The organism is Methanocorpusculum sp. GPch4, from assembly GCF_012062385.1.
Taxonomy (GTDB): domain Archaea; phylum Halobacteriota; class Methanomicrobia; order Methanomicrobiales; family Methanocorpusculaceae; genus Methanocorpusculum; species Methanocorpusculum parvum.
This window is the reverse complement of record NZ_SIJA01000028.1, coordinates 83,330-108,338: the sequence shown is the minus strand read 5'-3', so window position 1 is coordinate 108,338 and position 25,009 is coordinate 83,330. Positions and strand designations below refer to the sequence as shown.

23 protein-coding genes and 2 tRNA genes are annotated in these 25,009 nt (G+C 50.4%); 9 read left to right on the top strand and 16 right to left on the bottom strand.

The features are described from left to right. Nucleotides 1–1,260, top strand: coding sequence for a 2-hydroxyacyl-CoA dehydratase (locus tag EYA77_RS09925; RefSeq protein WP_042699177.1), 1,260 nt, complete (start codon nt 1–3; stop codon nt 1,258–1,260). Between the two features lie 63 nt (nt 1,261–1,323). Next, nucleotides 1,324–3,075 carry a formylmethanofuran dehydrogenase subunit B gene (locus EYA77_RS02530; RefSeq protein ID WP_167815773.1) on the top strand — a complete coding sequence of 584 codons (1,752 nt, stop codon included), beginning with the start codon at nt 1,324–1,326 and terminating at the stop codon, nt 3,073–3,075. A 582-nt stretch (nt 3,076–3,657) separates the two neighbouring features. Here EYA77_RS02530 and cbiQ read toward each other — a convergent pair. The 4 genes from cbiQ to EYA77_RS02510 all read right to left on the bottom strand — a co-directional run bounded on the left by cbiQ (nt 3,658) and on the right by EYA77_RS02510 (nt 6,898). Next, complete coding sequence (gene cbiQ / locus EYA77_RS02525) at nt 3,658–4,503, bottom strand: cobalt ECF transporter T component CbiQ (protein WP_167815772.1); 846 nt, start codon at nt 4,501–4,503, stop codon at nt 3,658–3,660. Further along, nucleotides 4,500–5,432 (bottom strand): ATP-binding cassette domain-containing protein, encoded by a 933-nt coding sequence (locus EYA77_RS02520; RefSeq protein ID WP_042699168.1) that lies wholly within the window; start codon nt 5,430–5,432, stop codon nt 4,500–4,502. Before EYA77_RS02520 ends, cbiQ begins: the two co-directional genes overlap by 4 nt. A 106-nt stretch (nt 5,433–5,538) precedes the next feature. Further along, the gene (locus tag EYA77_RS02515) at nt 5,539–6,684 is read right to left on the bottom strand and encodes an NAD(P)/FAD-dependent oxidoreductase (RefSeq protein ID WP_167815771.1); all 1,146 of its coding nucleotides are present in this window, start codon (nt 6,682–6,684) and stop codon (nt 5,539–5,541) included. Nucleotides 6,685–6,825: 141 nt separating this feature from the next. Then, nucleotides 6,826–6,898 (bottom strand) — tRNA-Glu (locus EYA77_RS02510). Between the two features lie 134 nt (nt 6,899–7,032). On the opposite strand from EYA77_RS02510, the gene EYA77_RS02505 reads away from it, so the two are divergent. After that, nucleotides 7,033–8,145: a GTP-binding protein gene (locus EYA77_RS02505; protein ID WP_095641765.1), complete on the top strand. Its 1,113-nt coding sequence runs from the start codon at nt 7,033–7,035 to the stop codon at nt 8,143–8,145. Here the strand turns inward: EYA77_RS02505 and EYA77_RS02500 are convergent. The 3 genes from EYA77_RS02500 to EYA77_RS02490 all read right to left on the bottom strand — a co-directional run bounded on the left by EYA77_RS02500 (nt 8,132) and on the right by EYA77_RS02490 (nt 10,191). After that, a complete protein-coding gene (locus EYA77_RS02500) occupies nt 8,132–8,974 on the bottom strand; it encodes a hypothetical protein (protein ID WP_167815770.1) in 843 nt (280 codons plus the stop codon). The genes EYA77_RS02505 and EYA77_RS02500 overlap by 14 nt on opposite strands. A 227-nt stretch (nt 8,975–9,201) precedes the next feature. Then, nucleotides 9,202–9,276, bottom strand: a tRNA-Arg gene (locus EYA77_RS02495). 126 nt (nt 9,277–9,402) lie between these two features. Beyond that, a complete protein-coding gene (locus EYA77_RS02490; protein ID WP_167815769.1) occupies nt 9,403–10,191 on the bottom strand; it encodes a proteasome assembly chaperone family protein in 789 nt (262 codons plus the stop codon). A 135-nt stretch (nt 10,192–10,326) separates the two neighbouring features. On the opposite strand from EYA77_RS02490, the gene EYA77_RS02485 reads away from it, so the two are divergent. After that, nucleotides 10,327–10,671, top strand: a complete 345-nt coding sequence (locus EYA77_RS02485; protein WP_042699155.1) for a DUF5611 family protein — start codon at nt 10,327–10,329, stop codon at nt 10,669–10,671. Nucleotides 10,672–10,749: 78 nt separating this feature from the next. Here the strand turns inward: EYA77_RS02485 and leuS are convergent, their stop codons facing one another. The 7 genes from leuS to EYA77_RS02450 form a co-directional block, all read right to left on the bottom strand. Then, on the bottom strand, nt 10,750–13,530 hold the full coding sequence (gene leuS / locus EYA77_RS02480; protein ID WP_245241121.1) for a leucine--tRNA ligase: 2,781 nt from the start codon (nt 13,528–13,530) through the stop codon (nt 10,750–10,752). A 38-nt stretch (nt 13,531–13,568) separates the two neighbouring features. Further along, complete coding sequence (locus tag EYA77_RS02475) at nt 13,569–15,584, bottom strand: PINc/VapC family ATPase (protein WP_095641761.1); 2,016 nt, start codon at nt 15,582–15,584, stop codon at nt 13,569–13,571. A 73-nt stretch (nt 15,585–15,657) separates the two neighbouring features. Next, on the bottom strand, nt 15,658–16,029 hold the full coding sequence (gene hisI, locus EYA77_RS02470) for a phosphoribosyl-AMP cyclohydrolase (RefSeq protein WP_042699149.1): 372 nt from the start codon (nt 16,027–16,029) through the stop codon (nt 15,658–15,660). A gap of 2 nt (nt 16,030–16,031) precedes the next feature. Beyond that, nucleotides 16,032–16,607 (bottom strand): class I SAM-dependent methyltransferase, encoded by a 576-nt coding sequence (locus EYA77_RS02465; RefSeq protein WP_167815767.1) that lies wholly within the window; start codon nt 16,605–16,607, stop codon nt 16,032–16,034. Continuing rightward, nucleotides 16,607–17,413, bottom strand: a complete 807-nt coding sequence (gene hisF / locus EYA77_RS02460; protein WP_042699143.1) for an imidazole glycerol phosphate synthase subunit HisF — start codon at nt 17,411–17,413, stop codon at nt 16,607–16,609. The genes EYA77_RS02465 and hisF overlap by 1 nt, the downstream gene beginning before the upstream one ends. A 54-nt stretch (nt 17,414–17,467) precedes the next feature. Next, entirely contained in the window at nt 17,468–18,322 is an 855-nt protein-coding gene (locus EYA77_RS02455; RefSeq protein ID WP_245241119.1) for a patatin family protein, read from the bottom strand. 6 nt (nt 18,323–18,328) lie between these two features. Beyond that, entirely contained in the window at nt 18,329–19,177 is an 849-nt protein-coding gene (locus EYA77_RS02450; RefSeq protein ID WP_042699140.1) for a patatin family protein, read from the bottom strand. 97 nt (nt 19,178–19,274) lie between these two features. Between EYA77_RS02450 and EYA77_RS02445 the strand changes: the two genes are divergently transcribed. Continuing rightward, nucleotides 19,275–20,501, top strand: a complete 1,227-nt coding sequence (locus tag EYA77_RS02445) for an adenosylhomocysteinase (protein WP_042699138.1) — start codon at nt 19,275–19,277, stop codon at nt 20,499–20,501. A 4-nt stretch (nt 20,502–20,505) separates the two neighbouring features. Here EYA77_RS02445 and EYA77_RS02440 read toward each other — a convergent pair whose 3' ends face one another. Further along, nucleotides 20,506–21,225 (bottom strand): hypothetical protein, encoded by a 720-nt coding sequence (locus EYA77_RS02440; protein WP_167815766.1) that lies wholly within the window; start codon nt 21,223–21,225, stop codon nt 20,506–20,508. A gap of 3 nt (nt 21,226–21,228) precedes the next feature. Then, on the bottom strand, nt 21,229–21,981 hold the full coding sequence (locus tag EYA77_RS02435; protein WP_167815765.1) for a DnaJ C-terminal domain-containing protein: 753 nt from the start codon (nt 21,979–21,981) through the stop codon (nt 21,229–21,231). Between the two features lie 65 nt (nt 21,982–22,046). Between EYA77_RS02435 and EYA77_RS02430 the strand changes: the two genes are divergently transcribed. The 4 genes from EYA77_RS02430 to EYA77_RS02415 all read left to right on the top strand — a co-directional run bounded on the left by EYA77_RS02430 (nt 22,047) and on the right by EYA77_RS02415 (nt 25,008). After that, the gene (locus EYA77_RS02430) at nt 22,047–22,931 is read left to right on the top strand and encodes a methanogenesis marker 12 protein (RefSeq protein WP_167815764.1); all 885 of its coding nucleotides are present in this window, start codon (nt 22,047–22,049) and stop codon (nt 22,929–22,931) included. Nucleotides 22,932–23,035: 104 nt separating this feature from the next. Further along, nucleotides 23,036–23,584, top strand: a complete 549-nt coding sequence (locus tag EYA77_RS02425) for a pyruvate ferredoxin oxidoreductase subunit gamma (RefSeq protein ID WP_042699131.1) — start codon at nt 23,036–23,038, stop codon at nt 23,582–23,584. Beyond that, nucleotides 23,584–23,850, top strand: coding sequence for a 4Fe-4S binding protein (locus EYA77_RS02420; RefSeq protein WP_042699127.1), 267 nt, complete (start codon nt 23,584–23,586; stop codon nt 23,848–23,850). Before EYA77_RS02425 ends, EYA77_RS02420 begins: the two co-directional genes overlap by 1 nt. Further along, on the top strand, nt 23,851–25,008 hold the full coding sequence (locus EYA77_RS02415; RefSeq protein WP_167815763.1) for a transketolase C-terminal domain-containing protein: 1,158 nt from the start codon (nt 23,851–23,853) through the stop codon (nt 25,006–25,008). The last annotated feature ends 1 nt before the right edge of the window (nt 25,009 follow it).

The following is a 25,009-nucleotide window of genomic DNA, read 5'->3' as shown; positions in this document are numbered from 1 at the left end:
ATGGCAGAACTGATGTATGATGAGACCGGGCGTCTCCTCTTCACCGAGGAAATGAAGCGCGAATACACGATCCTCATGCCCCAGATGCTTCCGGTGATGTTCCATCTTTTGAAGAGGATCATCGAACTCGAAGGATATACGATCGAGATCCTCACCTCAACTGACCGGAAAATCGTGGAGACCGGATTAAAGTATGTCCACAATGACACCTGTTATCCGGCCCTTCTTGTCATTGGTCAGCTGATCGAAGCGGTCCAAAGCGGAAGATATGATCCCCACAAAGTGGCTCTCCTTATCAGTCAGACCGGAGGAGGATGCCGGGCCTCAAACTATATTCATCTTCTCAGAAAAGCTCTGAAGAAAGCAGGTCTCGAGTACATTCCGGTGATCTCCATCAATCTTTCCGGTCTGGAGGAAAATCCCGGATTTAAGATCCCTGTATCGGTCGGCCGCCGGATGATCTATGGTATGATGTATGGGGATCTCCTGGTCCATCTCGGAAATCAGTGCAGACCCTATGAGCTGGAGAAGGGAGCGACCGACACCCTGATCTCACGATGGACCGATGATCTCGTGGACCTTTTCGTTCATGGAAAGGGTATGAGCCGCGGGCAGATGAAACGATATATGGAAAAAATAACCCGCGACTTTGCAGCGATCCCGCGCAGCACGGAAAAGAAGATCAGGGTCGGGATCGTCGGGGAGATCTATATCAAGTATGCTCCGCTTGGAAACAATAATCTGGAGGATTTCCTTCTCAACGAAGGAGTGGAAGTCATCGTTCCGGGCATTACTGACTTCATGCTGTTCAAATTCAACAACCGGTCTGTTGACGTGGATCTGTACGGCGGCAGCAGACTGAAAAAATTCGCGATCGGTGTTGCCCAGAGATACATCGAGAGCTGTCAGAAGATCATGATCGGCGTGATCAGAGAGGAAGGTACGTTTCGTGCGATGGGAACGTTTGCTGATTTGCAAAACGTCATCAAAGGATATCTCGGATACGGAAACAAAATGGGGGAGGGCTGGCTTCTCACTGCCGAAATGCTGGAACTGATCCACTCGGGAACTCCGAACATTGTCTGCACGCAGCCTTTTGGCTGTCTGCCGAACCATGTGGTCGGGAAGGGCATGATGAGAAGACTGAAAGTCGATTTTCCGGATTCTAATATTGTTGCTGTCGATTATGATCCGGGGGCAACACGGATCAATCAGGAGAACCGGATCAAACTGATGCTGGCTAACGCGAAATCCGGGTAATCACAAATGAATATATTAACTAGAGGGGACTACTTAAAGTAGAGAGACGAGAGGTACAATGTCATGAAAATGCTGATGAGCAGCGGCCGAACGATCGAACAAGGAAAAGCCCTCTACCACAAAGAGGCGGAGTGTTACTCAAGGAGTACGTCGGTCTGTTATCTGCATCCTATGGACATGATGGACCTTGACATCGAAAATGGCGAGACGGTCCTCGTGTCTTCTCCGGTCTCATCCGTCGTTTTTACCGCTATCCAATCGCCTGAAACGCCAAGAGGGATCATCTATATGCCGCTTGGTCCTTACTGTAATGCGCTGCTGACGGGAAACACCCATTCAACCGGGGCGCCTGATTTTAAAGGGATAACTGTCGATGTTTCATCCACGACAGATACTTCTGTCTCTGCTACGGATCTTATGACCGAGCTTGGCGGAGTGCCCTTCGATCTTCCAACTGCCGATAAAGTTCCCGGCTGTCCTGACGGAGAGGTCGTCGTCCAGCATGCTGTCTGTCCGATGTGCGGATGCGTATGTGATGATCTGGAGATTCATTTTTCCAACGGCAAGGTGACTGAAGTCGTAAACGGATGTACGCTTTCTGCTGAGAAGTTCAAAGCAGCCGGCCGGCTGCTGTCCCCTGCTGTCCGTGAGGGGGATACCTGGCGGTACACTGATTATGATGAAGCGATAACTAAAACCGCTCTCTGCCTTGCCCGCGCAAAGAGGCCGCTTTTATACGGCTGGAGCAGCACCTCGGCCGAAGCAATGCAGGTAGGGATCGAACTTGCAGAAGAGGTGGGCGGGGTGATAGACAACTGTTCTTCCGAGTGCCACGGACCCACGGTCCTTGCGATCCAGGAGGTGGGTCATCCGGGATGCACCCTTGGTCAGGTCAAAAACAGAGCTGATGTAGTGGTCTACTGGGCGTGCAATCCGCAGGTAGCCCATCCGCGGCATATGTCGCGTTATACTACCTATACGACCGGCTACTTCAGAAAAGAGGGGAGAGAGGACCGGACCATAATCGTTGTGGATATACGCGAATCAGAGACGGCAAAACTGGCGGATGTTTTTCTCAAAATAAAACCGGGCAGCGACTTTGCCATATTCAACGCTCTTCGGGCAATCGTTTCTGGAAAAGGTGATATTCTTCCGGATGAAATCGGCGGGGTCGAGAAGGGCCAGCTTCTCAGACTTGGCGACATCCTTCTAAATGCGCAGTTTGGGATCTTCTTCACCGGTGTCGGTCTCACTCATTCAAGAGGCAAATACAAAAATGTCCGTGCCGGTATAGAACTCATCGATGAACTGAGCCGTCACACCAAATATGCCCTGTCTCCACTCAAAGGTCACTGGAATGTTGACGGAACCTGCCATATCTTCTCACTGACAACCGGATATCCGTTTGCCATCGACTACTCACGCGGTATTGCGTATTACAATCCCGGTGAAACGAGCGGGATCGATCTCCTGGAACGCAATGAAGTTGACTGCTGTCTTGTCGTTTCTACAGATATCGGCGCACACTTTCCGCGAACAAGCATCGAACGGCTGGGGAAAATACATACTATCGTTCTTGATCCGTACGTGTCTTTGACCACGCCCTTTGCAAAGATCCAGCTTCCCGGCTCTGTTATCGGAGTCGATGCAGAAGGTACTGCATACCGGATGGACGGGATCCCCATTCACGTAAGAAAAATTCTCGACTCATCTGTCCCGTCAGATAAGGAGATACTAGAGCGTATTCTCTCTGAAGTCAGAAGAATCAAAAAAGAGCAGACAGAAAACGATCTTAATTCAGGCGAGCTTATGTGAAACGGGGTGCCCGCTCCACATAAGGGTATGTTCAACTATTTTTTCCTTCAGAAACGAGGCCGCATTACTTGCGGTTTCCTTTCTTTGAAGGTGCGTCGCGTGCTGGGGCTGCTTTCGGGGCTGCGTCTGATTTAACAGGTGCTGCGTCCTTTTTGCCTGCCATAGGTTTGTTCTGCATGTGGTTTTCACCTCGGTTTTTAATGAGTGATTACGCAAATAGTCTGGCTACCTGTCAATGGATAAGTTTCCATGGCGAAACGATTTTCCGTCTTCCCGGCACCTCGTTTATCGCAGTGACTGCAGCATTCAGGGGCTGGTCAGACCCCCTATCCGGCTCCCCGGTGTAAGTTAACCCACGTCGCCTCAATCCTGTGGAACTTCCTATTTTTCTAGTTGATTTGTCACTGTAAATAGTTTTGTGAGGGGCTTGGAAACTCTCTGCAAAATACGTTCAATAGCGCCTTATTTGGGAAGTTTGGAATGAAAAACGGAAGAGCGCGGACATGAAGACAGTCAAATTGCATGCGCGTGCGGCAGTGCTGTTATTGGGCTTGAAATCTTCTGCAAGACGTTATCCACACGTTAAAACACGAGATATACCAGCACCGGGAAAAAAACGATATATCCTGCCCCGAACAGAAGAAAAATCCACTCGGCAATAACCAGAGGTTTTCTTGGAAAGTGCATGGCCGAGTTGGCCGCATATCCGCGGCAGCACATCGAAACATAGGTTCGTTCGCCCTGATCCATTGCGCGAAGAAACAAGGATCCGGCAGCATTTCCGATCACGTTCAGCCGGTATCCCAGAGGGAGACGGTGGTCGGACCAGCGGAAACATTTGCAGGCAAATGCGGACTGGATCTTCTGAAAAATCAACGCGAAGACAAAAATGTATCGAACAGTCAAACTCATTACTGTGATGAAGAGTCGGGGAACATGAAGACGTGAAGCCGCCTCAAGCATGCTCTGCATGGTTGTAGTGGCTGAAAGAAGAATTATGAATGATAATGAGATGACGAATTTGGCAAAGAGTGAGAGGCCGAAGATCAGCGATTCCCAGTATATATTCACGCCAAACGGAAGAGAGAATATGACGTGGTAGACGTCATAGTAAGGATTTGCGAAGAACGGCTGGAGAAGGATAAAAAATAACCCAAACGGCATGATCAGAACAAGCCGGACGATATAATATCTGACCGAAGCCCCTGACAGGAGATAGAGCCCGGCAAAGAGCATATATATTACAGCAAAGGCAAACACTAAAGGCCAGGGAATGATCTGATCACCGATCCTGACATAGGGCAGGAGAACCGTTACCAGAAGGCCCAGCAGACAAAGAATAAGTTTGACTCGTGAATCCAGGGAATGGACCGGGCTTTTTCGGTAAGCCTCATGTTCAATATCAAACAGTTCATCGATGAGCGTCATTTTTGGTGCGGATGGGGGTGGGGGTGAACGTGCTGATGACCGCAGACGGATTCAAATTCAGAAAGAGGCGAGGGATCCTTCTTTGGTCTTTGGACCGGATCTTTCCCAAATGCTTTCATGAAGGAATCTTCAGCATCCTGATATGTGTAGGCTGATTCAATACTGACTCCCTGCGCCTGCAGCGCGCGGATGAGTTTGGGAAGTGCCGGAAGGTCGAGATGGGCGCGTTCGATCAGCGCGTCCTGAAGAAATATCTCCTGAGGGGTGCCGTATCCGGTGATCGCGCCTTTCTCCATGACGTAGACACAGTCCGCCATCTCCGGAACCAGCTCGACCTGATGCGTTGAGTAGATAACCGTGAACCCGTACTTCTCCGGAAGGGTGTTCAGGAAACTGAAAAGTTCTTTGACACCCTGGGGGTCGAGACCGGCTGTCGGTTCGTCGAGAATAAGGACCTGGGGTTCCATTGCCAGAACGCCGGCGATAGCTACGCGTTTTTTTTCGCCGCCTGAGAGGTGATGGGGAGCCCTGTTCCGCAGATCCTCAAGACCGAGCATCTGAACCACAGAATCCACACGGTGTGCCACGGTCTCCTCGTCCAATCCCAGATTGCAGGGACCAAATGCAATATCCTGTTCGACCGTTGTTGAAAAGACCTGGTCATCCGGGTTCTGAAAGACGAGCCCGACAAACTTCCGCACCTCATGGATGTTTGCTTTGGTAATGGGCTCCCCCCTAATGAGAACTGACCCGGATTTCGGTTTGAGAATGCCGTTGAAATGACGAAAAAGTGTGCTTTTTCCTGCACCGTTCGGCCCAAGAACGGCGATCCGCTGTTTTCTGCCGGCAATGAAGTTGATATTGCTCAGAACCGGATCTTTGGATGTGCTGTATGAGTAACAGAGGTCCCGGGTTTCAATGAGGTGCATTGTAATGAATTATGTATGCTTTAAGGACATAAAGATGGTAGCATTGGTGTTACAGAGAGAGGGTGATTAGCACATCAGGCAATTCACCCGAATACTCCTATCCGCATTACCCGAAGAATGACCGCACTATCCCTTTGAATCCGAGTCTGCCAAATGTTCCGTAAAGGGATGGTTTTGCCGCCAGACGTTTCAGAAGATCCGAAGGTCTGTCCATATCTCCGAAACGTGTGATCAAATCAAGGTTGTCGGGGGTGTTCAGCGCATCGATCAGCGCATCGATGTCCTGAGGATCCAGATTCCGGCGGAATTCAAGAGCTTTCAGCCCCATATCCAGTTCTCTGCCGAAGTCCTGACGCCAGAGTGATTCATATCTGGAAAGGAAAGCATCCGATGTATCTCCCGCTTCGAAGGATTCTATCGCCGTTTGTGCTGCGAACCGGGCAGAGCGGATGCCTGTATATACCCCGCCGCCTGATGTCGGTTTTGGAAAACCGGCAGCATCCCCGATCAGCATGCATCCTGATCCAAACGTCTTGCGTCTGATCCCGATTGGGATCGTACCCGTTACCGAGTGGATGGTGCTCCCGGGAAAACGTGAAAGGAATTTTGTAAAAAGTTCCGGTACATTCTTTGTTCCGCATAGACCTGCCCGTGCTCTTTTTTCAGACATAGGGATGACCCAGGCAAAAAATTCAGGAGCAGCGTTTGGATGAAGTTCGACGAGCGAAGGATCGCCGTTCCATGGAACTTCAGCCTGGATCCCTGAGTAAATGAAGGGTGACGGCGGGATTCCAAGACCCCGGGCAATAACACTTCTCGGACCGTCTGCTGCAATCAGAATGTTATACGGAAGCTCCTCCCCGCCGGCAGTATGAATGATTTTTTTTCCCGGATTGATCCTGGTCACACAGGTCTTGAGAGAGAATTCCGCGCCGGCCTCTGCTGCTGAGATCCCCATCTCATGATCAAGTCGCCCCCTGTCAACAACATAGGCCTTCGTCATTTTTGCATCGAAGGAGAGGGAATGTCCCTCCGAGCCGCAGATTTTCGCTCCGCGGACCGTATTATACACGGATCGGTCCGACACTTCGCACTCGGCAAAGGCATTATTCGAAAGGAGACCGGCACACTGGACAGGATACCCTAAAGAAGCATGCTCTTCAAGGATCCGCGTGGACAAGCCGGCTTTGGCACATATCCGTGCAGCCGCCGATCCGGCCGGCCCTCCCCCTATGACGATGACATCAGACACGTATGATTCTGTAGGTCATACAAAAATAAAAATACGAGGGACTTCGGGCAGAGGTTTGGGGGGAGACGATCGATAGATGCGCGGAAAGATCCTGCGAGGATAAAATATTGCGGAAAATGATTTTTGGTGTTAAATAAACAGTGCTGATATGGGGATTCGAACCCCAGTCGCCGGCGTGAGAGGCCGGCATGATTGGCCACTACACTATATCAGCAGACAAAAGTGCGTAATAAGATAGACATCATGAATATTTATAGCTGACGAAGTGTGAGGCGCCATCCTGAGAGATTCTGCACTTATACGTCTGCATATCTTCATCATATCCGAGTACCAATAAATATAGACACTATGGGACTCGAAGAAGAAATTCGTGCAATTGAGGACGAAATAAAAAATACCAAATACAACAAAGCAACCTCGCAGCACATTGGGCGTCTGAAAGCGAAACTCGCAAAAATTAAAGACGACATGATCATGCGGGCAATTAAGTCCGTAGGCGGGGGAGAAGGGTTCGCGGTTAAAAAATCAGGGGACGGGACCATCGTTCTGGTCGGGTTTCCATCCGTTGGTAAATCGACCCTCCTGAATAAGCTTACCGGAGCGCAGAGTGAAACCGCGGCCTATGCTTTCACCACACTTACCGTAGTTCCCGGATTGATGGAATACAAAGGCGCAAAAATCCAGATTCTTGATATTCCCGGACTGATCGCCGGCGCCGCGATGGGAAAAGGCAGGGGAAAGGAAGTCATCGCAGTCGTTCGAACGGCCGATCTGATCGTGATCTTAGGGGATGTGTTCAACGCAGTCCATGTGGATGTTCTGATGCAGGAACTTTACGATTCAGGTATCAGGATCAACAGACCCAAACCGGATATCACGATCAAAAAGACCGGCGGAGGGGGTATCCGGCTGAACAGGGTGGGCGCCGTAAAACTTGGGCTTGAAGAGGTCCGCGCCATTCTTGCCGAGAATAAAATCATGAATGCTGACGTTCTTATTCGCGGCAGCAACGTCACCCAGGACGATCTCGTGGATGCGATGCAGGGAAACAGGCTCTACATTCCTGCATTCATTGCCATCAACAAAGTTGATCTGATCAGTGAGGAACAGCGCAAAGAAGTCGAAGAGCATATGCGGGAGAAATATGGTGTCGACCCCATCATGATCTCCGCACATAAAGGGTATCATATCCCGGAGTTGCAGGATGCGATCTATGAACACCTTGGGTTCGTCAGGATCTACATGAAGCCCTACGGCGAAGATGCGGACATGGAAGAGCCGATGATCATGCGTAGAGGAAGTACCATCGAAGATATCTGCCACCGGCTCCACCGTGATTTCGTCGACCAGTTCAGATATGCAAAAATATGGGGGACCTCAGTCAAGCATGACGCAGCCAAAGTCGGTCTGAAGCATGTGGTCGAGGATAATGATGTCGTAACGATCGTTACGAAGTTGTGATCAGCGCACTCAGTTCCTTCAGTTCATGTGCCGCTGCCCGTAATCCTTCCAGCATCACCGGAATGTTGACTGCTGTAAGCGAAAAAACGGAGGCGGCAAAAGCTGCGTTCTCTACAAAACCGGGTCTCATCTTTCTCACAGCAAGGATCCGCCGGACGATTAGAAGCAGAAGGCCCGAGATGAATGCAGAGGTCAGCAGGGAGAACAGCAGCCTGACCAGGCGCTTGATCGGTCCTTCCATCATCTTTTGGATCTTCTCCCCGGTGTCTTCCCCGTCACCTGAGAGATAAACTGCTCCGGTGACAAGATACGGCGATGCGGCATCCGCAAGCATATCATACGCTCCGTTATCCGAAAATATCACTTCTGATACTGTTTTTTGTCCATTCAGGAGATCTATCAGGGTTTTCAGAAGAGAGATGTCATTTTCCGGATCCTTTGGCATTTCATCCGGCGCAGTATAGATCAGCTTAAGGGCTTCCACGATCTCCTCGGCCGAAAGCGGATCAGCAGACTTGTCCGCGAACTCATCACCAAGAGATGCAGGAATCCCGGTAATACTTAGTATTGTCGCAAAATTCTCCGGAAGAAGGTCCGCTCTTTCTGCAAGCCGCCGCAGAACAGTCGCCAGATGTCCGTCAAGCGCCGCCACATCCGTTTCCGGTATGTCGGACAGTATGCCCGATCCTGTGCTGCAAAGCTTTGATACGGCCGTCTCAAGAGAGGAAAGTGCAGCAGGGGTATTTCCTTGATCACAATATCTTTCTGCCTCATCCAGCAGAGATTCGATTGATGCAAAGTGATTCCGGGACGTATCCTCTAAAGACATGGATACAGTAATGTACGCGGATTAACGTGATAAAGAATTCCCAGCGGGAACAAAACAGATTTATTCGAACAACATCCTTTCACTTCACATATTCTATGAAGTTGAGCACAACCCTTGCAGCTTTTTCACGTTTTTTGGCAGTTCACCTCCGTAAACTGTCTTACAAAAATAAATAGTTTTATAATGATATAAAGATGTTGGTCAAAATCTCCAAAAAAAGCGTTATACGGGCCTGGAGGGATTCGAACCCCCGACATTCGGGTTAGAAGCCCGACGCTATATCCTGGCTAAGCCACAAGCCCACGTTTGTAACGCCTTAACCTATTCGTTTTTCATCAAGATAAACTCTTCCTTAGATGCCGGGGTGAGAACCTCCTCCTTTCATTCTCAAAATTCAGCCATGAGAGAAAAGATGAAGAGAATTCGGATTATCCGTACATTACATCTTCATCATATGAAGTTGGCGGCACATCACTTTTTTTCACGTCCTCAGCCAGCTTCTGAAGCATGGGTTCGATTGAGTCGGCTTGTGCAATAAGCGGCGCGGTGTCTAGTCCAAGTCCGTAAATCCCGCTGATCACGGAAAGACCTGCCGCCGAGGCGCGGGGATCGACATCAAAGTTCGTTTCAACAAGAAAACCTGTGGCCGGTATCTTTCGCATACAGGCTTCCGTCAAAAACCCGCCGGTGATCCCGGTGATATTGAGAGCAGGAAGGATCAGACAGTGTGATTTGATTTTTTCAACACCGTCCGTCGTTGTTGCAACACCAAACACGCGTTCACCGTCGCCTCCCGTGACCACGCCGCCGACGAGAATGATCTCGGTAACAACTGTACGGGCGCAAAGCCACTCAAGCAGTTTGGCGGGTATCACACAGGACCCTTCATCCGATATCGGCACGTCTGAGAGGACAACAAGCATATTCCCTTTTTCATAGAGACGAAAAGGAGCCTGGGCAAGTCCCGATGTCGCAAGGGAACCGGCTGGAAGGAGAGGGCTGACAATATTGCCTATATGGGTGAAGGCTAAGGATTCCACAAGATATTGAACTGCTATGCTCCCGACAAGACCGGATCCGGGAAATCCTGCGACGAGGACGGTCTCTTTGGACGAGGGGATCTCCGCCGATACACGGACGAGCGGGGCATCACCTGCCTGAAAGGCGTTAACCGCACATCTTGTGCCGCCGTCACTGGCTTGTGAACTTTTTTCCATACAATTTAGTCTCTTTTTAGAGGGATAATACTTCGGATAGAGCCGAAGATCAGATATCGGTTGTCCGCAGATGATCCAAAACAAAACCGTACTGGAAAGCAACTAATTTTAGAATGGCCGACCATACTATATGGTATGCAGGAGTATGAAGTCAAGCGAGGAAACACAAGCACCCTCGAAGAAAGGATCAAAGCCGGATTCTCGGATATTTTCGGCGTCAAACCGATAGTAAAAGACGGGCATTATACGATCTCCTACGGAAGCATGTCACGTCTTGAGGTCTGGGCGGGCGAGAAGAACAAGACATTAATGGTCGATACAGAAACGGATGCTGCAGTTCTTTCAATGCCGGATGAACAGGCAGATCCTATCATTCTGGATACAAATAAGAAATTCAGGCTGTATCTTGATTTCGTCACCTGTTTCACCACAAAGGAACGGGTCAAACGGGCAAAGAAAGCGGCTGAGAAGGAAGAGTAAGAACCTATAATCCATCTCTTTTCAGGAGCCCGGCTCCTTACCCATATTTTTTAAAAAAAGAAATATTTGAGTGAATACTCAATCAATAACAAGTGCCGGTTTGAACGGCAACGCCGATTTTGCTTTCGGGTGGGCGCTTCCCTCTGCTGAAACGATCTCAACTGCGAGTCTGCATTCCTTTTCGATGAATGCGGAAGCTGCCTGGAAGATAGCGGTCTCATCAACACCGTCTGCAATAGCAGAAACCAGTTCCGGGGACAGGGAGTGGATCAGCTTTACTGTCTGGAGAGAAGCTTCAGTTGCCTCTTTTCCTTTTGCACGGAGTGACTCGTCAGCCATGACGGTTTTTATCACATTTCTCTTGTCTTCGGCACCGGCGACGATGGAGAAGAGATGACGCTTCCACTGCGGAGCGATGAAGAGGGTAACTTTGACCGCCTCGATCTGCACAAGTTTTAAGATCGACTGGATGTCTTCCAGCGTTCTTTGAATAAGTGACTCGGAGATCTCCACGGATTTGTTGATCTTTGACTCATCAGCGACCGGCCATTCTGCAAATGAGACAAGACCTGGATGACCGGTCTCTCTCCAGAGTTTCTCGGCAGTGTACGGGATGACCGGGGCCATCAGACGGATCCATGCGGACATGATCTCCTTCTGGACTGCGCCGCCCGATGAACCCTCCGGCAGCCGTCTGCGGTACCATGCCAGATCCGAAACAACGCCGTTATAGGCTTCCTGGAGGGCCTGTCTGGTCTGGAAGGCGCACAGACATTTGGTAGCCGCTGCGATCCTCTGCTGCATACGGGATACGAGCCATGCATCGATCGGCGTGGTCCCGGATGCATCGGAGGAATCCAGAATGATCTGCCACATCCGTTCGATCTGTTTCTTGACCGAGAGAACAAGTTCATTTCTCCAGTCAAAGTCCTGCCAGGGTTCGGCAGAGCCGACAAGGAACATACGAACCGTATCTGCTCCGAACTCGTTTGCCGCATCCTCCAAGAGGAAGACGTTTCCTTTTGAGGAGGACATCTTCATCCCGTTTAAAAGGCCCATCCCGAAAACGACCATGCCTTTTGGCTGGAGGTTGTCAGGGAAGATCGCCTTGTGATGGAAGAGCTGGAAGGTCAGGTGATTGGAGATCAGATCCTTTGCACTGAACCGGTAATCATACGGATACCAGTACAGGAACTCGGAACGGAGTTCATGCAGCGTAGACTGATCGACCGGCATGGTTGTCGGATCGCCTATTCCAAGGAAGATGAAATCAAAGACGGCCGGCGTCAGTTTTTCGGACGGTATTGTCGAAATCTTATGGGCGATGGTGTAATACGCCATATAGACGGTCGAGTCCGAGAGGGGTTCAAACAGCCACTTCGGATCCCACGGAACATGCGTCCCGAGACCGACACGGCGGGAACACGGCCACTCTTTGAGCCAGTCGATCGTCCGCTCGAACTCGGCGCGAACTTCGGCCGGAACAAGTTCAACCTTCGGCAGCTGTTCGTGGACCTGAGCTTTCCAGGTCTGATCGCCGTAGTTCAGGAACCACTGATCATCCAGGATCTTGACATACACGCGCCCGCCGCAGCGGCAGATCACGCGTTTTTGACTCATCTCATGGAAAATGATCGAACCGCGCTCTTCAGTAAACTCGCGGGTCACATCTTCACGCGCCTGACGAACGGATTTTCCTGCATGGATACCGCAGTTATCGTTGAGTTTTCCTTTCGAGAACTCGGCGGTGTAAAGCTCCTGCGTGAGATCGTCCATCCGCGGATCATCCTGGTTGGGGATCTTGTTCTTTTCGACGATGTCCTGTGCCGGGACCGTTCCAAAGTTTGGAACGGTGACCAGAGGGATCGCTTTGATATCTGTATACTTTCCTTTTTCCTGAAGATCACGAAGAGCGATATAATCGAACGGCGCGTGGGCCGGAACGCTCATTACAAGACCGGATCCCATGTCCGGGTCTACGAAGGAAGCGGGAAGGATCGGAACATCGGCACCGGTATAGGGATTCTTTGCGGTCTTGTCGATGAGTTCGGTTCCCTGAAGCGTCGAGAGTTCTACAACGATGTGTTTCTGCATCCGGAGTTTTTCCGCTGCTTCCGTGCTGATGATCCATTTCTGACCGTCGACTTCAGCTTTTACATACGTGGTTTCCGGATTTGCCCAGAGATTTGTTACGCCGAAGATGGTCTCCGGACGAAGGGTGGCGCACGGGATCTGGAACTCGCCGAACTGATACATCACAAACACAAAGTGCATGATCTCAGCGGATTCGCCCTCAAGAAGATCATGATCACCGACAGGCTGATCACATGCAGGACAGTATCTGACCGGATACTCTCCCTTCTGCACTTTTCCCTGCCCGTAGATATGCGTGTACTGCCATTCGATGAATTTGCTGTATTGGGGGATGATGGTCGTGAACCGGCGTCTCCAGTCGATGGAAAGGCCGAGCTGTTTCATCACCCGTTCATATTCATCAGCGAAGTAATTCACGATCGTGATCGGGTCGGTGAAGTTCGCAAGAGTTTCCTTTGGGACCCGGTAGAGTTCGCCGTAGAGCTTGAGCGTTTTTTGATCTTTATTCGCGATGCGTTTTGCGATGCCGAGAACCGGAGCCCCGGTAACATGGAACGCCATCGGGAAAAGCACCTGTTTTCCCTGCATTCTCCAGAAGCGGGCAACCACGTCGGGGATGATGTATGTCCTCCCGTGACCCACATGCATTGCGCCGCTCGGATAGGGGAATGCCACGTTTACGTACAGCTTGTCTTTCGTTTCATCAGGATTTGATTCGAATGCCGGTATCCACTCGTTGCGGATCTCCGGTTCAATTTCGGTCATTGCCAGGGTATTTGCCATTGTTGTTTTCACCTATTGTGTTAATCGACGGGACGGATCTTCAGTTCCTCATCGGCACCGTAGCGCCGTATCATTTCCATAGCGATACTTGAGTTTCGTGCGAGATGGATTTCACCGTAATCATCAACAGTTGCGGTAAACAGGTACTCTTTTCCTGAGAAAAGGTCTACGATTTTACCTGCATAATCCGGACATATGATGGACAGCTGTTTTTTCTCGCTCTTGATCTTAAATCCGGCTGATCCGCTAACGGGCGCCGGGACATCATTGATGAGGACCTCCCGTCCCGGAAGGTCGCTTAGTGGGCGGACATCGATTCCAACGCCGACTTTGCTGACGACCGCCGCGATGTTTTTCCCTGCTTTTCCAATGGCGGCAGGTACATCCGCATCCTCGATATAGACGGCGGCTTTGGTGTCGGTGATCATGCGGACAACGATATCTCCTTCGGTGAACCGGCGGATCTCATTCTGGATCTCTTTTTCCAAAACGACCCATGCAGGATTGTCATCGGTGACTTCGTAGGTTGGCATGCTGTGGACCGGAGGAGCGGAGCGCTCTTCCTGAGCCGTCGGTTCAGATGTGACCGGCGCCGGAGCTGGAGCTTTTGGTGCCGGAGCCGGCGCAGAGACCGGGGCTGGAGCTGATTTTGGAACAACGACCGGCGTTGCTTTGGGAAGTCCTGCTGCCGGCGTGACCATGACCTCGCCTTCATATCTGAAGGCTTCGGCGGCAGTTTCCTGAGTAATGATGTTGGTCAGTCTGACAATGGGCCGGATCTGCGGATCACCGATCTGCTCAAGCGCTTTTGGCACGCCGAATCCTGATGACACGTTATATATTTCTGAGATGTCGCCGGTTTTCACAAAAACCATCGTGGCGACGATCTGCGGGATCAGATTAAGGTCGACGAGGCTTGCAAGGCGGATCATTGCATCAAGAGCCGACTTCGCGTGGAGTCCGCCGATCACTTTGATGCCGGACAGACGGAGGTCTGCAAAGACCGAAAGCTCCTCACTTCTCCGCATTTCATCAAAGATGACGTAATCGGGACGCAGCAGGGTCAGCACTTCGCCGGTCGCTGCGATACTGCCGTCAAGAGCTGTATACTGAGTGATATTGTCCGGGACCATCAGATCACGCGGGGACTCGATCGTCTTGACGATGAAGTTCTGACTTCCAAGATAGATCGCTATGTTCTGCTCAAGCGTGGATTTCCCTGAACCCGGGGTGCCGACGATGAGCATCCCTCCTGCCCCCTCCTTTAACCGGTCTTTTAAGGCAGCTGCAAAGTTGTATGATTCGAAGGAGACCTCACGCGTCGGCCTGACGACTGTAACCTCGATCCCGTCTGAGAACGGCGGACGCGTGGTGGTGATCCGCATAGAACCGATCTGGGAAACCGTAACTCCCGGCATCTCAACTTCGACAAATCCGTCAGGGTGACGTTTTGCGCGTTCAAGGCATTCCTGAGCGATAGCACGAAGCTCATACTCAGTAGCGGGCGCCTCCCTGATCTGCACAAGCCGGGATTCTTTGATCGTTCCTTTCCGGGCGCAGGGAGCCACACGCTCCTTGAGATAGACGGCAAAGGTGTTTTCATCAAAGAATTCATCGATCTGGAGCGGAGCAAAATTGTCGGTCGTTTCAGACTTCAGATAAATGACGTCAAGTCCTTTTGCGCGGGCAACTTCTGCCTGCACATAGTCGCTTGTAAGGAACGTGGCTCCATGTTCGATGGCAACTGCCCGGATCATTGAGTCGATCTCACCCCCTCCTGCCAATTTCACCTGCTCGAGTCGGGGTCGTTCACCGACATATTGTAGGGTGATCCTGCCCTGTTTGGCAAGAACGCAAAGTTTCTGCAGCTCGGCGAGGCCGGAAAAACCTATTTCTCTGCCCTGATTCGCCTGTGCCTCGAGTTCGGCAAAGACTGCTTCAGGTATTATTATCGTTGCGTCACGGTATTCCCCTTTCTCGATCAGGGCGGTAACGCGGCCGTCGATAACGACGCTGGTATCAGGTACGAGTATCATAAAATATTCAACCAATATTTATGGGGTTTCAATAGGATATTAGTATAGTGTTCCAAAAGGCGCAGTAAATGATTCACCGGGAGTAGATATCTGCCGGGTCCTTAAATCTTGGAAGGATGACCTCGCCGTCGATCGTCCGGAAAAAACAGCTGACATATCCTTCATGACAGGCACACCCGGTCTGCTCGACCTGATATAACAGACAATCCTCATCACAGTCAACACAAACCCGGACGATCTTCTGGAGGTGGCCTGACTCCTCGCCTTTTTTCCAGATCTTACCGCGTGAACGGCTGAAGTAGTGGGCATACCCTGTTGAAAGCGTCAGGGATACCGCTTCCTGATTGGCAAATGCAAACATCAGGACCTGAAGTGTTTTTGCATCCTGGACAATTACTGGAATGAGCCCGTCCGTAAAGGTGAGTGAAGGAACAAGATCCGGCATAATTATTCAGTATTGGTTTTTTTATGAGATAAGAGGATCTCTTCTCTATGGTTGTCCACGCCCTTTATCCGAAGGACCCAGGATGCGGTCGAGATAGCCGACGGACCGAAAAGATCTGTGAGTTCTTCAGGCTCAAAGTAATGCGTGATGATTCCGTCACCCCGCAAAAATGAAGACGATTCCACTTCAGTTCCTTTTCCATAGCGAAAATCGTTTCTGGAAAAATCTTTGAAATATAAAACACCCTCAGGCTTCAGGATCCGAAGCATCTCCCTGGCCGCGGTATTGCGATCCAGAGATGAAAGATGCCCCAGAACATGCCAGCAGAATATGATGTCGAATACCGAATCTTTGAACGGAAGAGAGCGAATGTCTCCGACAATCGCCGAGGGTCCGGCAAGTCTCACTGCTGCCGGGGAAATGTCGATCCCGATCGCGCCTTGCCTAAGTGAACGAAGTGTCTTTCCATTCCCGCACCCAGTCTCAAGAATGAGAGCGTCGGCAGGCATCTCCGGGAGAAGATAGGAAGCTCCTCCCCACCTCGCACCCCGCGTCTGATAATCAGTCTGCCAGCTCATTACAGCCGGACCAAAACGCCCCGTGATGCAAGATACTCCTTTACGGACTGGATCGTCAGCTCGCCGTAATGAAACACGCTCGCCGCAAGGCAGGCATCGGCTTTTCCTTTGACAAACCCGTCATAAAAATGCTCCAGAGTTCCTACCCCGCCGGATGCGATCACCGGGACATCGACATTTTCCGAGACGGCTGAAGTGATCTCCAGATCGAAACCGGTCTTCACGCCGTCAGTTTCCATGGAAGTGAGCAGTATCTCTCCCGCTCCTCTTTTCACCGCGTCCTGCGCCCAGGAAACGGCATCGATCCCGGTCCTCTTACTCCCGCCGTAGATAACGACTTCATACCAGCATTCCCTCCCGTCTGCAAGACGGATAGGGGTCACCCCCTCACGCATCTCATAATTTCTCCTGACATCTTCGGCAAGTACAATACACTGATTTCCAAATAACCGGGAACCTTCCGTGATTACTTCCGGCGTTTTTACTGCAGAGGTGTTCAGACTCACCTTGTCGGCACCGGCACGCAGGATCTCCTGGATATCTTTGACCGTGCGTATGCCTCCGCCGACCGTTAACGGGAGAAAAAGCTGGTCGGCTGCGCGCCCTATCACATCGACCATGGTGTCACGATTATCCCTGGAGGCAGCTATATCCAGAAATACGACTTCATCGGCTCCCTGCTCATTATATCGTGCGGCAAGCTCGACAGGATCGCCTGCATCGCGGAGTCCTTCAAAATTTACGCCCTTTACCACCCGTCCAGCTTTCAGATCAAGACAGGGGATGATTCGCCGGGTAAGTCCCATAGAATACTGTTGGCGTTTTTTGGAGAAAAGTCTGTTTGAAAAAAAGAGAATGGATCACTTTTCCAGAAACGCGATCAGGTCATTCATTCTTTCCATCGTTTCACGGTATCCGTCATCATAGAGGGCGGCAAGTTTCGCTTTGTTTGTCTCGATCCTTCCGATCTTCACCGGTTTTTTCGGACGGAGCACAAACGCCCGGTCTGCAGACTCCTCCTTTGCAAGAAGATCCAGGGTCTGATTATACCGGAGATGGCGGGTGGCAAGCTGCTGAACGAAGTTCGGATATTTTCTGTAAACAAGATTCAGAATCGGTATGATCTTCATCGGCTCCTTCCTATAGGAAGCGTCCTGAGTCAGAACGATGACGTTTTTGAAATTTCCGTCTGCAATGGAACGCTGAAGAGGGATAGAATCAGATACGCCGCCGTCAAGGTATCCTTTCCCATCGATCCTGACGATTTCTGCAAGGAGCGGGAGTGAACTTGAGGCCTGAAGCATGTCCACCTCTTCACGCATATTTTTCAGATGGAAATATTCAGCTTTCCCTGTTTCACAGTTCGTGGCAACGACAGATAATTTACCAGTATATCGGGTAAAAGCCTCATAATCATACGGATCGAGCTCTTCGGGAATGATATGATAAAGCATATCGGGGCCGAACAAATTCCCGGTCTTCAGAAGATTTTGGATACTGCAGTATCGTTTATCTCCGATATACTCAGTCGTTACCCGGTATGCCCGCCCGCGCTGTCTGGCGATGAAGGATGCAGCATTGCATGCCCCGGCGGATACGCCGTAACAACTGGAAAACGCCAGATCATTGTCCAGAAATGCATCGATGACTCCGGCTGTATATACTCCGCGCATACCCCCGCCTTCAAAGATCAGTCCGGCAGAATACATCCGCATAAACGGTTACTTCTCCAGAAATGCGATCAGATCATCCATTTTATCTATCGTATCATGATATCCGTCGTGATAGAGTTGGGCAATTTTTTCCTTGTTGAACTTAATTCGGGAAACACCGACCGGGTTTTTTGGACGGATGACAAATGCTCTTCCGGCAGCTTCTTCTTCGGCAACAAGTTCCAGAGCCTCGTTATATCTGATATGGCGGGTAGCAACCATCTCAACCATCTTCGGATACTTCGGGTAGAAGATGTTCAAAATGGGCACCGACTTGTCATATTTCTTCTGATAATCCGCATCCTGCGTCAAAACAAGAACATTCTTTGTATTTCCATCGGCAATTGAACGTTTGATAGGGATAGAATCGGATATTCCTCCATCAAAATAATAGTTCTCACCGATTTTCACTTTTTTGGCAAGGATCGGGAGAGCACTTGATGCATGGATCATCTCTACATCCTCTTCCATGATTTTCGGATGGAAATATTCAGCCTCGCCCGTCTCACAGTTTGTCGCAACAGAGTAAAACTTGCCGGGATATTTATTATATTCATCATAATCAAAGGGGTCAAGTTGTTCCGGGATTATATGGAAGACCATTTCAGGACCTAAAAGATCCCCTTTGGTTAATAAATTCCAGTAGCTGAAGTACCGTTTGTCCCCCATATGCTCGGTCATCGTCCTGTATGCCCTGCCATGCTGTTTGGAGAGATAACTGGCAGCATGACATGCCCCGGAAGAGACCCCGTAGCAGGAGGAAAATTCCAGTTTGTTTTCGATCAATGCATCGATGACCCCGGCCGTATATGCTCCGCGCATCCCGCCCCCTTCAAAAATCAGTCCTGCAGAATACATCTGGTTAGTAATGTGCTCTCTTATGAATAGTATATTTTCCGAAGGTACCTAATCCCGCAAGCAACGAATAATACTCCGGAAAGCTAATTGTTATGGCATGACACATTCAGGCGAACTGAAAATACAGTGGGCTTCACAGTATATGCCGGTATTATCGGCGATCAAAAAGCGCTTTGAAGAGGAAAAACCTCTCAAAGGGCAGAGAATAGGGATGGCTCTGCATGTTGAAGCGAAGACCGCATGTCTTGTTCGAACACTGCAGGCAGGGGGAGCTGAGGTGTATATCACCGGATGCAATCCGCTTTCCACCCAGGATGATGTGGCAGAAGCGCTTTCAGAAGGCGGCATCGCCTGTTATGCAAAAAGAGGCTGTAATACCGAGGAGTATTACGCAGCGATCGATAAAGTACTTGATGCAAAACCTACTCTGACCATTGATGACGGCATGGATCTGATCAACCGGGTCCATCTCGACAGAAGGGATGCTCTCCCGCAGATCATTGGAGCATGTGAGGAGACGACGACAGGAATCCACCGGCTGAAGGCGATGCAGGCTGAAGGAAAGCTTGAGTTCCCCGTATTGTCGGTAAACGACACGCCGATGAAACATTATTTTGACAATGTTCACGGGACCGGCGAAAGTGCTCTCGCCTCCATTATGCTTACAACAAATGTCCTGATTGCCGGAAAACACGTGGTCGTTGCCGGATACGGATACTGCGGGAGAGGCGTCGCCACCAAAGCACGCGCTCTTGGAGCACGGGTCATCGTAACAGAGGTCGACCCGCGCCGCGCCCTTCAGGCACACTTTGACGGGTTTGATGTGATGTGCATGGATGAGGCCGCAAAACTTGGCGATCTGTTCATCACGACGACAGGAAACTGCGACATCATCACCGACCGTCACTTCCCTCTGTTAAAATCCGGAGCGATCCTGGCAAACGCAGGTCATTTCAATAATGAGATATCCATTCCCTGGCTTGAGGAACATGCATCATCAGTCGAACACCGTGACGGGATCGACACCTACGTTGTCGGAGACAAAAAGATCCATCTGCTTGCGGAAGGAAGACTGGTCAATCTTGCTACGCCGAAAGGCATGGGGCACCCGGTCGAAGTCATGGATCTGAGCTTTGCTGTCCAGGCGCTTGGGGTTGAATACATAGCAAAGAATGGGAAAAACATGTCGCCCGGAGTCCACGATATCCCCTCGGAGATCGATGAATATATTGCCCGTCTGAAACTTGCCGCAGTCGGCGCAACGATCGATTCGTTGTCCGGCAGTCAAAAAGAGTACATGTGCTCGTGGAATCACGGCACATAATATTTTATTCAGCTTTTTCTTTTTTCCAGATCAGCCGCTTCTCTACGACCTCTTCTGCAAAGATCAGAAATGCATGTGAGGCATAGGAAAATACGGCCGGCACCAGCAGATGTTCATCAGGGATCTTGCGGGCATTGGAATTGCCAATGATCCTGACAAAATCAAGAGCATATAACGCATCATCACTCAGAATGCCCGATCGGCCGATCGCACCGCAGAGTGTCCCGAACTTTGTGTTGTCTGCACGGATCTTCTGGTGTTTGCAGATAAGTTCTGCAGCCTGGGCCGTGATATCGCAGAGTTTTCTGGTCGCAGTCTCGGATTTTTTCTGGCGGGAGATCGGTTCAAGATCGCGGAACACCGGATGGACCGCGGCGATTTCGGCAAACCGTTTCATCCGCATTTCATAACCGGATAGGACAGCTGAGCGTTCATAGATGCTTTTTTCCAGATCGATGCCTCGTTCTCTCGGCAGAGAATACCGAATCAGAAGCGATGATCCGACGCCGCCTGATGGGACGGAGAGGATCGCATCGCCGATGTTTTGCATATCGTACAGGGCGTTGCTGCACATCGAGAGCCTGTTTGAAGCTTTGAGTGTTTTATGCAGTTCTCCTGCCGTGACTTCGAGTTGTGCTTCTCCGCGGGCGGCTGCCGCATCAAATCTGCGGTATAATTCGTGATGAAAGTCAGCCGCTGTAAGATTTCCGTTTTTTTCTGTCATGTTTTATCCAAAAAGCCCAAAGAGCCCTTTTTTCTTTGCAACCTCAACCTCGATGATGATGTTGCCTTTTTTCTTCGGAGACTGAACTCCGAGACCTTTTCCCTCCGGCGGGGCGAAACGGTCTCCTGTTTTTACACCGGCAGGCACAGTGATTTTGATGGTTTTCTTGAAGAGAAGAGTGAGGGGAATCGTCCCTCCCTGTTCTGCGGTTTTTGGCGGGATCTGCAGACGGCATATCAGATCGTTTGCAGCGTCATCGATCTCCCAGTTTTCTTCCGGTATCACTTTGAGATTAACATACAGATCTCCGCGCGGTTTTCCTTCGACAGGTACGCCTTTGTTCTCGATCCGGTATCTCCTGACTCCGGGGTATACTTTGATAACGACTTTTTCTCCGGCGACCTTCATCGGGATCTTGCCTTTTCCATACGCGGCAATCGTCATGGACACAGGATACTCCGTTTCAATGTCGCCGCTTTTTGTGGGCATCCCTGACATTTTTTTACCGCGGGGTGAAGGGGCCGCAGGTATGCCGGCACGCTCCTGATCGTACGCCGCTTTGGATTCCGGATTGCTGAGGATCTCATAGGCCGCCATTATTTTGAGCAGCCGCTCGTTGTACTCCTGCTGTTTGTCCTCGTTTGAACCCGCATGATCCGGGTGGAACTCTTTTACGAGAGAAACATAGGCTTTTTTTATCATCTCCGGCGCAGCATTTTCGGCTACGCCGAGCGTATCATAGTGGGAATCGCCCATTTGCTTATTCTATTGACGTTATAAAGGATAGAACTTATCTCATATTCGAGCTATACAATACCAGTATGTATATCGGAGTCGACCATGGGACAACGTCTCTTCGGTTCGCAACAGAAAACGGCAGGCATCTCAAAATATCCAGAGAAGCGGCAAAAAAATTTGAACTGTCATCTCTCGAAAAACTCTGTCCCGTTGAAGAGATAGATGGGTTTGCCGTATGCTACTCTATGGGCGATAATTTTTCGAAAATAACACCGATTGCTCAGTTGAAAAACCGCGGGGTCATCACCCGTGACGGAGCCGGTGAACATATCGGCGGCGGGACGCGGGTATTCGATGTCATAAAAGAATCAGGAATTCCCGCAGTAGTCATCCCGGGAATTCACCGGGGGTCTGATACGGATCCCAGATTCAAAGTGTATTCCCATCAGACAAGCCCGGAAAAACTCGGGATCGCCTATCTTGCAAAACAGACGCTTCATGACACTTTTATCGTATCCGACATCAGTTCGAACACCGTTTCACTTCTTGTCATCAACGGAAAGATCGCAGGAGCATTCGATGCATGCGTCTTCGCGCCGGGAACCCAGCATGGGGCCCTGGATGTGGATGCGATCAGACGAATCGATGAGGGAACGTGTACGGCCAACGAGGCGTTTACTACGGCGGGTGCCTCCTACCATCTTGAGGCGAAGTATCAAAAGCCGGCTATCGCAATGTGGGCTGCAATGGAATGCGCCTCACTTCTTCTTCTTGCCCGCGAGGCTCCGATTGCCCTGGCTGGAAGTCTTGCTCCTGAATTGGCAGAGGAGATCTCCGCTTTACTCCAAAAGCCGGTCATAGTGTATGACGAATGGGCAGCATCCGAAGGTCTCGCGCTTATGGCAAGAGATATTTTCGGCGGAGCAAAGGAGATATTGGGAATATCGGCTGTACAACCCTGCAAATAATTATTCACCCCCACTCCGCATCTGTTTTTCGTACGTTCGGTCTTTTTTGGAAAAATTTGCAAACAGTAAATTCATATTGATTAATCGTGATAAATATAAGTGTTATGAGAGAACTACGCATCCACGGAAGAGGTGGACAGGGCTCGGTGACTGCTGCAGAATTAATAGCAACAGCAGCATTCACCGCAGGCGTCTATTCACAGGCATTTCCGGCGTTTGGTGTCGAACGCCGCGGAGCTCCCGTGCAGGCATTTGTGCGGTTCAGCGATGAAAAAATCCGCCTTCGAAGTCAGATCTATGAGCCGGACTACATCATCGTTCAGGACAGCACGCTTATTCGCGATGTGAATGTATTTGCAGGCATGTCTGATGGCGGTATCGCCATTATCAACACCGAGAAAGACGGGTCAGGCTACAATCTCCCAAAAGGTGTCAAACTGATCGTCATTGACGCGACAAAGATCGCTCTTGAAGAAATAGGACTCCCGATCACCAATACAACTCTGATGGGAGCATTTGCCGCCGCAAGCGGAGAGATCACTCTCGAAGCTCTTGAAGGTGCAATCAAAGAGAGATTCGACAAGAAACTTGCAGACACCAATATCGCCGCAGCAAAACGTGCATATGCTATGGTAAAGGAGGGACGCGTATAATGGCTCTTGGAATTGGCTGTACGGCACGTCCCGGAAACAGCAGAAACAACAAAACCGGTTCATGGAGAGTATTCTACCCCGTAATGGACACGGAAAAATGTACAAAATGCGGAACATGTCAGCTGATCTGTCCGGAGGGCTGCATCAATCAGAATCCTGACAAAACCTATTCTATCGATCTTGACTTCTGTAAAGGATGCGGCATGTGTGCCGAAGAATGTCCTGACAAAGCGAAGGCGATCACTATGATTAAGGAGGAAAAATAAATGACGATGGAAATTATGGAGGGCTCGATCGCCATCGCGGAGACCGTCCGTCTCTGCAGACCGCAGGTCATATCCGCATATCCGATCACCCCCCAGACCCACATCGTCGAAGGACTCGCATCGATCGTTGCGGACGGAAGACTTGATGCCGAATACATCTGCGTGGAGTCTGAATTTTCAGCGCTCTCTGCCTGTATCGGCGCATCGGCCGCAGGAAGCAGAGTCTACTCGGCCACAACTTCACAGGGTCTCGCCCTGATGGCCGAGGTCGTGTTCAACTCAGCTGGTATGAGACTCCCGATCGTTATGGGTATCGCAAACCGCGCGATCTCCGCTCCTCTCTCGATCTGGAACGATCAGCAGGACTCCATCATGATGAGAGACTCGGGCTGGATCCAGCTGTATGCAGAAGACAACCAGGAAGCAATCGACATGCACATCCTCGCATACAAAGTCTGCGAAGATCATAACATTCTGCTTCCGGCATTCGTCTGCTTTGACGGATTTATCCTGTCCCATGTGTATGAGCCGGTCGATCTTCCGGCACAGGAACTTGTTGACTCATTCCTCGGACCGTTCAACCCCTATCAGAAACTGGATGCAAAGGATCCGATCTCCTTTGGTATGTATGCCACACCGGAATACTACCTTGAGTTCAGATACGAACACGATCAGGCGGTCCACCGTGCGGCCGAAGCAATCAAAAAATACGGCAAAGAGTTTGGCGAACTGTTCGGCCGTGACTATTCTGAACTCGTCGTCGGTTACAAACTCGAGGATGCTGAAACCGCGATCGTAGCAATGGGTTCGATCTGCGGGACCGTTAAAGACGCGATCGATGAGATGCGTGCTGAAGGAAAGAAGGTCGGACTCTTAAATCTCCGCTGCTTCCGTCCATTCCCGTCGACCGATGTTGCAAAAGCTCTTGCTCATGTCAACACCATCGCAGTTCTCGATAAAAACGTCAGTCTGGGCGCAAAAGGAGCCGTCGCAATTGAAATCAAGGAGGCATGTTATGGTTCGAACATACCGGTCTACGACTACATCCTTGGTCTCGGCGGCCGCGATGTGAGAAAGAAAGACATCAAAAAGATTGTCGAACTCGCTGAGAAAGGTGAAGGCGACATGTTCTACGGATTACGCGAGGAGGTGCTCTAAA

Coding starts and splice junctions, on each gene's coding strand:
- EYA77_RS09925 (WP_042699177.1), top strand. CDS start 1: ATGGCAGAACTGATGTATGATGAGACCGGGCGTCTCCTCTTCACCGAG.
- EYA77_RS02530 (WP_167815773.1), top strand. CDS start 1,324: ATGAAAATGCTGATGAGCAGCGGCCGAACGATCGAACAAGGAAAAGCC.
- cbiQ (WP_167815772.1), bottom strand. CDS start 4,503: ATGACGCTCATCGATGAACTGTTTGATATTGAACATGAGGCTTACCGA.
- EYA77_RS02520 (WP_042699168.1), bottom strand. CDS start 5,432: ATGCACCTCATTGAAACCCGGGACCTCTGTTACTCATACAGCACATCC.
- EYA77_RS02505 (WP_095641765.1), top strand. CDS start 7,033: ATGGGACTCGAAGAAGAAATTCGTGCAATTGAGGACGAAATAAAAAAT.
- EYA77_RS02500 (WP_167815770.1), bottom strand. CDS start 8,974: ATGTCTTTAGAGGATACGTCCCGGAATCACTTTGCATCAATCGAATCT.
- EYA77_RS02490 (WP_167815769.1), bottom strand. CDS start 10,191: ATGGAAAAAAGTTCACAAGCCAGTGACGGCGGCACAAGATGTGCGGTT.
- EYA77_RS02485 (WP_042699155.1), top strand. CDS start 10,327: ATGCAGGAGTATGAAGTCAAGCGAGGAAACACAAGCACCCTCGAAGAA.
- leuS (WP_245241121.1), bottom strand. CDS start 13,530: ATGACCGAAATTGAACCGGAGATCCGCAACGAGTGGATACCGGCATTC.
- EYA77_RS02475 (WP_095641761.1), bottom strand. CDS start 15,584: ATGATACTCGTACCTGATACCAGCGTCGTTATCGACGGCCGCGTTACC.
- hisI (WP_042699149.1), bottom strand. CDS start 16,029: ATGCCGGATCTTGTTCCTTCACTCACCTTTACGGACGGGCTCATTCCA.
- EYA77_RS02465 (WP_167815767.1), bottom strand. CDS start 16,607: ATGAGCTGGCAGACTGATTATCAGACGCGGGGTGCGAGGTGGGGAGGA.
- hisF (WP_042699143.1), bottom strand. CDS start 17,413: ATGGGACTTACCCGGCGAATCATCCCCTGTCTTGATCTGAAAGCTGGA.
- EYA77_RS02455 (WP_245241119.1), bottom strand. CDS start 18,322: ATGCGGATGTATTCTGCCGGACTGATCTTTGAAGGCGGGGGTATGCGC.
- EYA77_RS02450 (WP_042699140.1), bottom strand. CDS start 19,177: ATGTATTCTGCAGGACTGATTTTTGAAGGGGGCGGGATGCGCGGAGCA.
- EYA77_RS02445 (WP_042699138.1), top strand. CDS start 19,275: ATGACACATTCAGGCGAACTGAAAATACAGTGGGCTTCACAGTATATG.
- EYA77_RS02440 (WP_167815766.1), bottom strand. CDS start 21,225: ATGACAGAAAAAAACGGAAATCTTACAGCGGCTGACTTTCATCACGAA.
- EYA77_RS02435 (WP_167815765.1), bottom strand. CDS start 21,981: ATGGGCGATTCCCACTATGATACGCTCGGCGTAGCCGAAAATGCTGCG.
- EYA77_RS02430 (WP_167815764.1), top strand. CDS start 22,047: ATGTATATCGGAGTCGACCATGGGACAACGTCTCTTCGGTTCGCAACA.
- EYA77_RS02425 (WP_042699131.1), top strand. CDS start 23,036: ATGAGAGAACTACGCATCCACGGAAGAGGTGGACAGGGCTCGGTGACT.
- EYA77_RS02420 (WP_042699127.1), top strand. CDS start 23,584: ATGGCTCTTGGAATTGGCTGTACGGCACGTCCCGGAAACAGCAGAAAC.
- EYA77_RS02415 (WP_167815763.1), top strand. CDS start 23,851: ATGACGATGGAAATTATGGAGGGCTCGATCGCCATCGCGGAGACCGTC.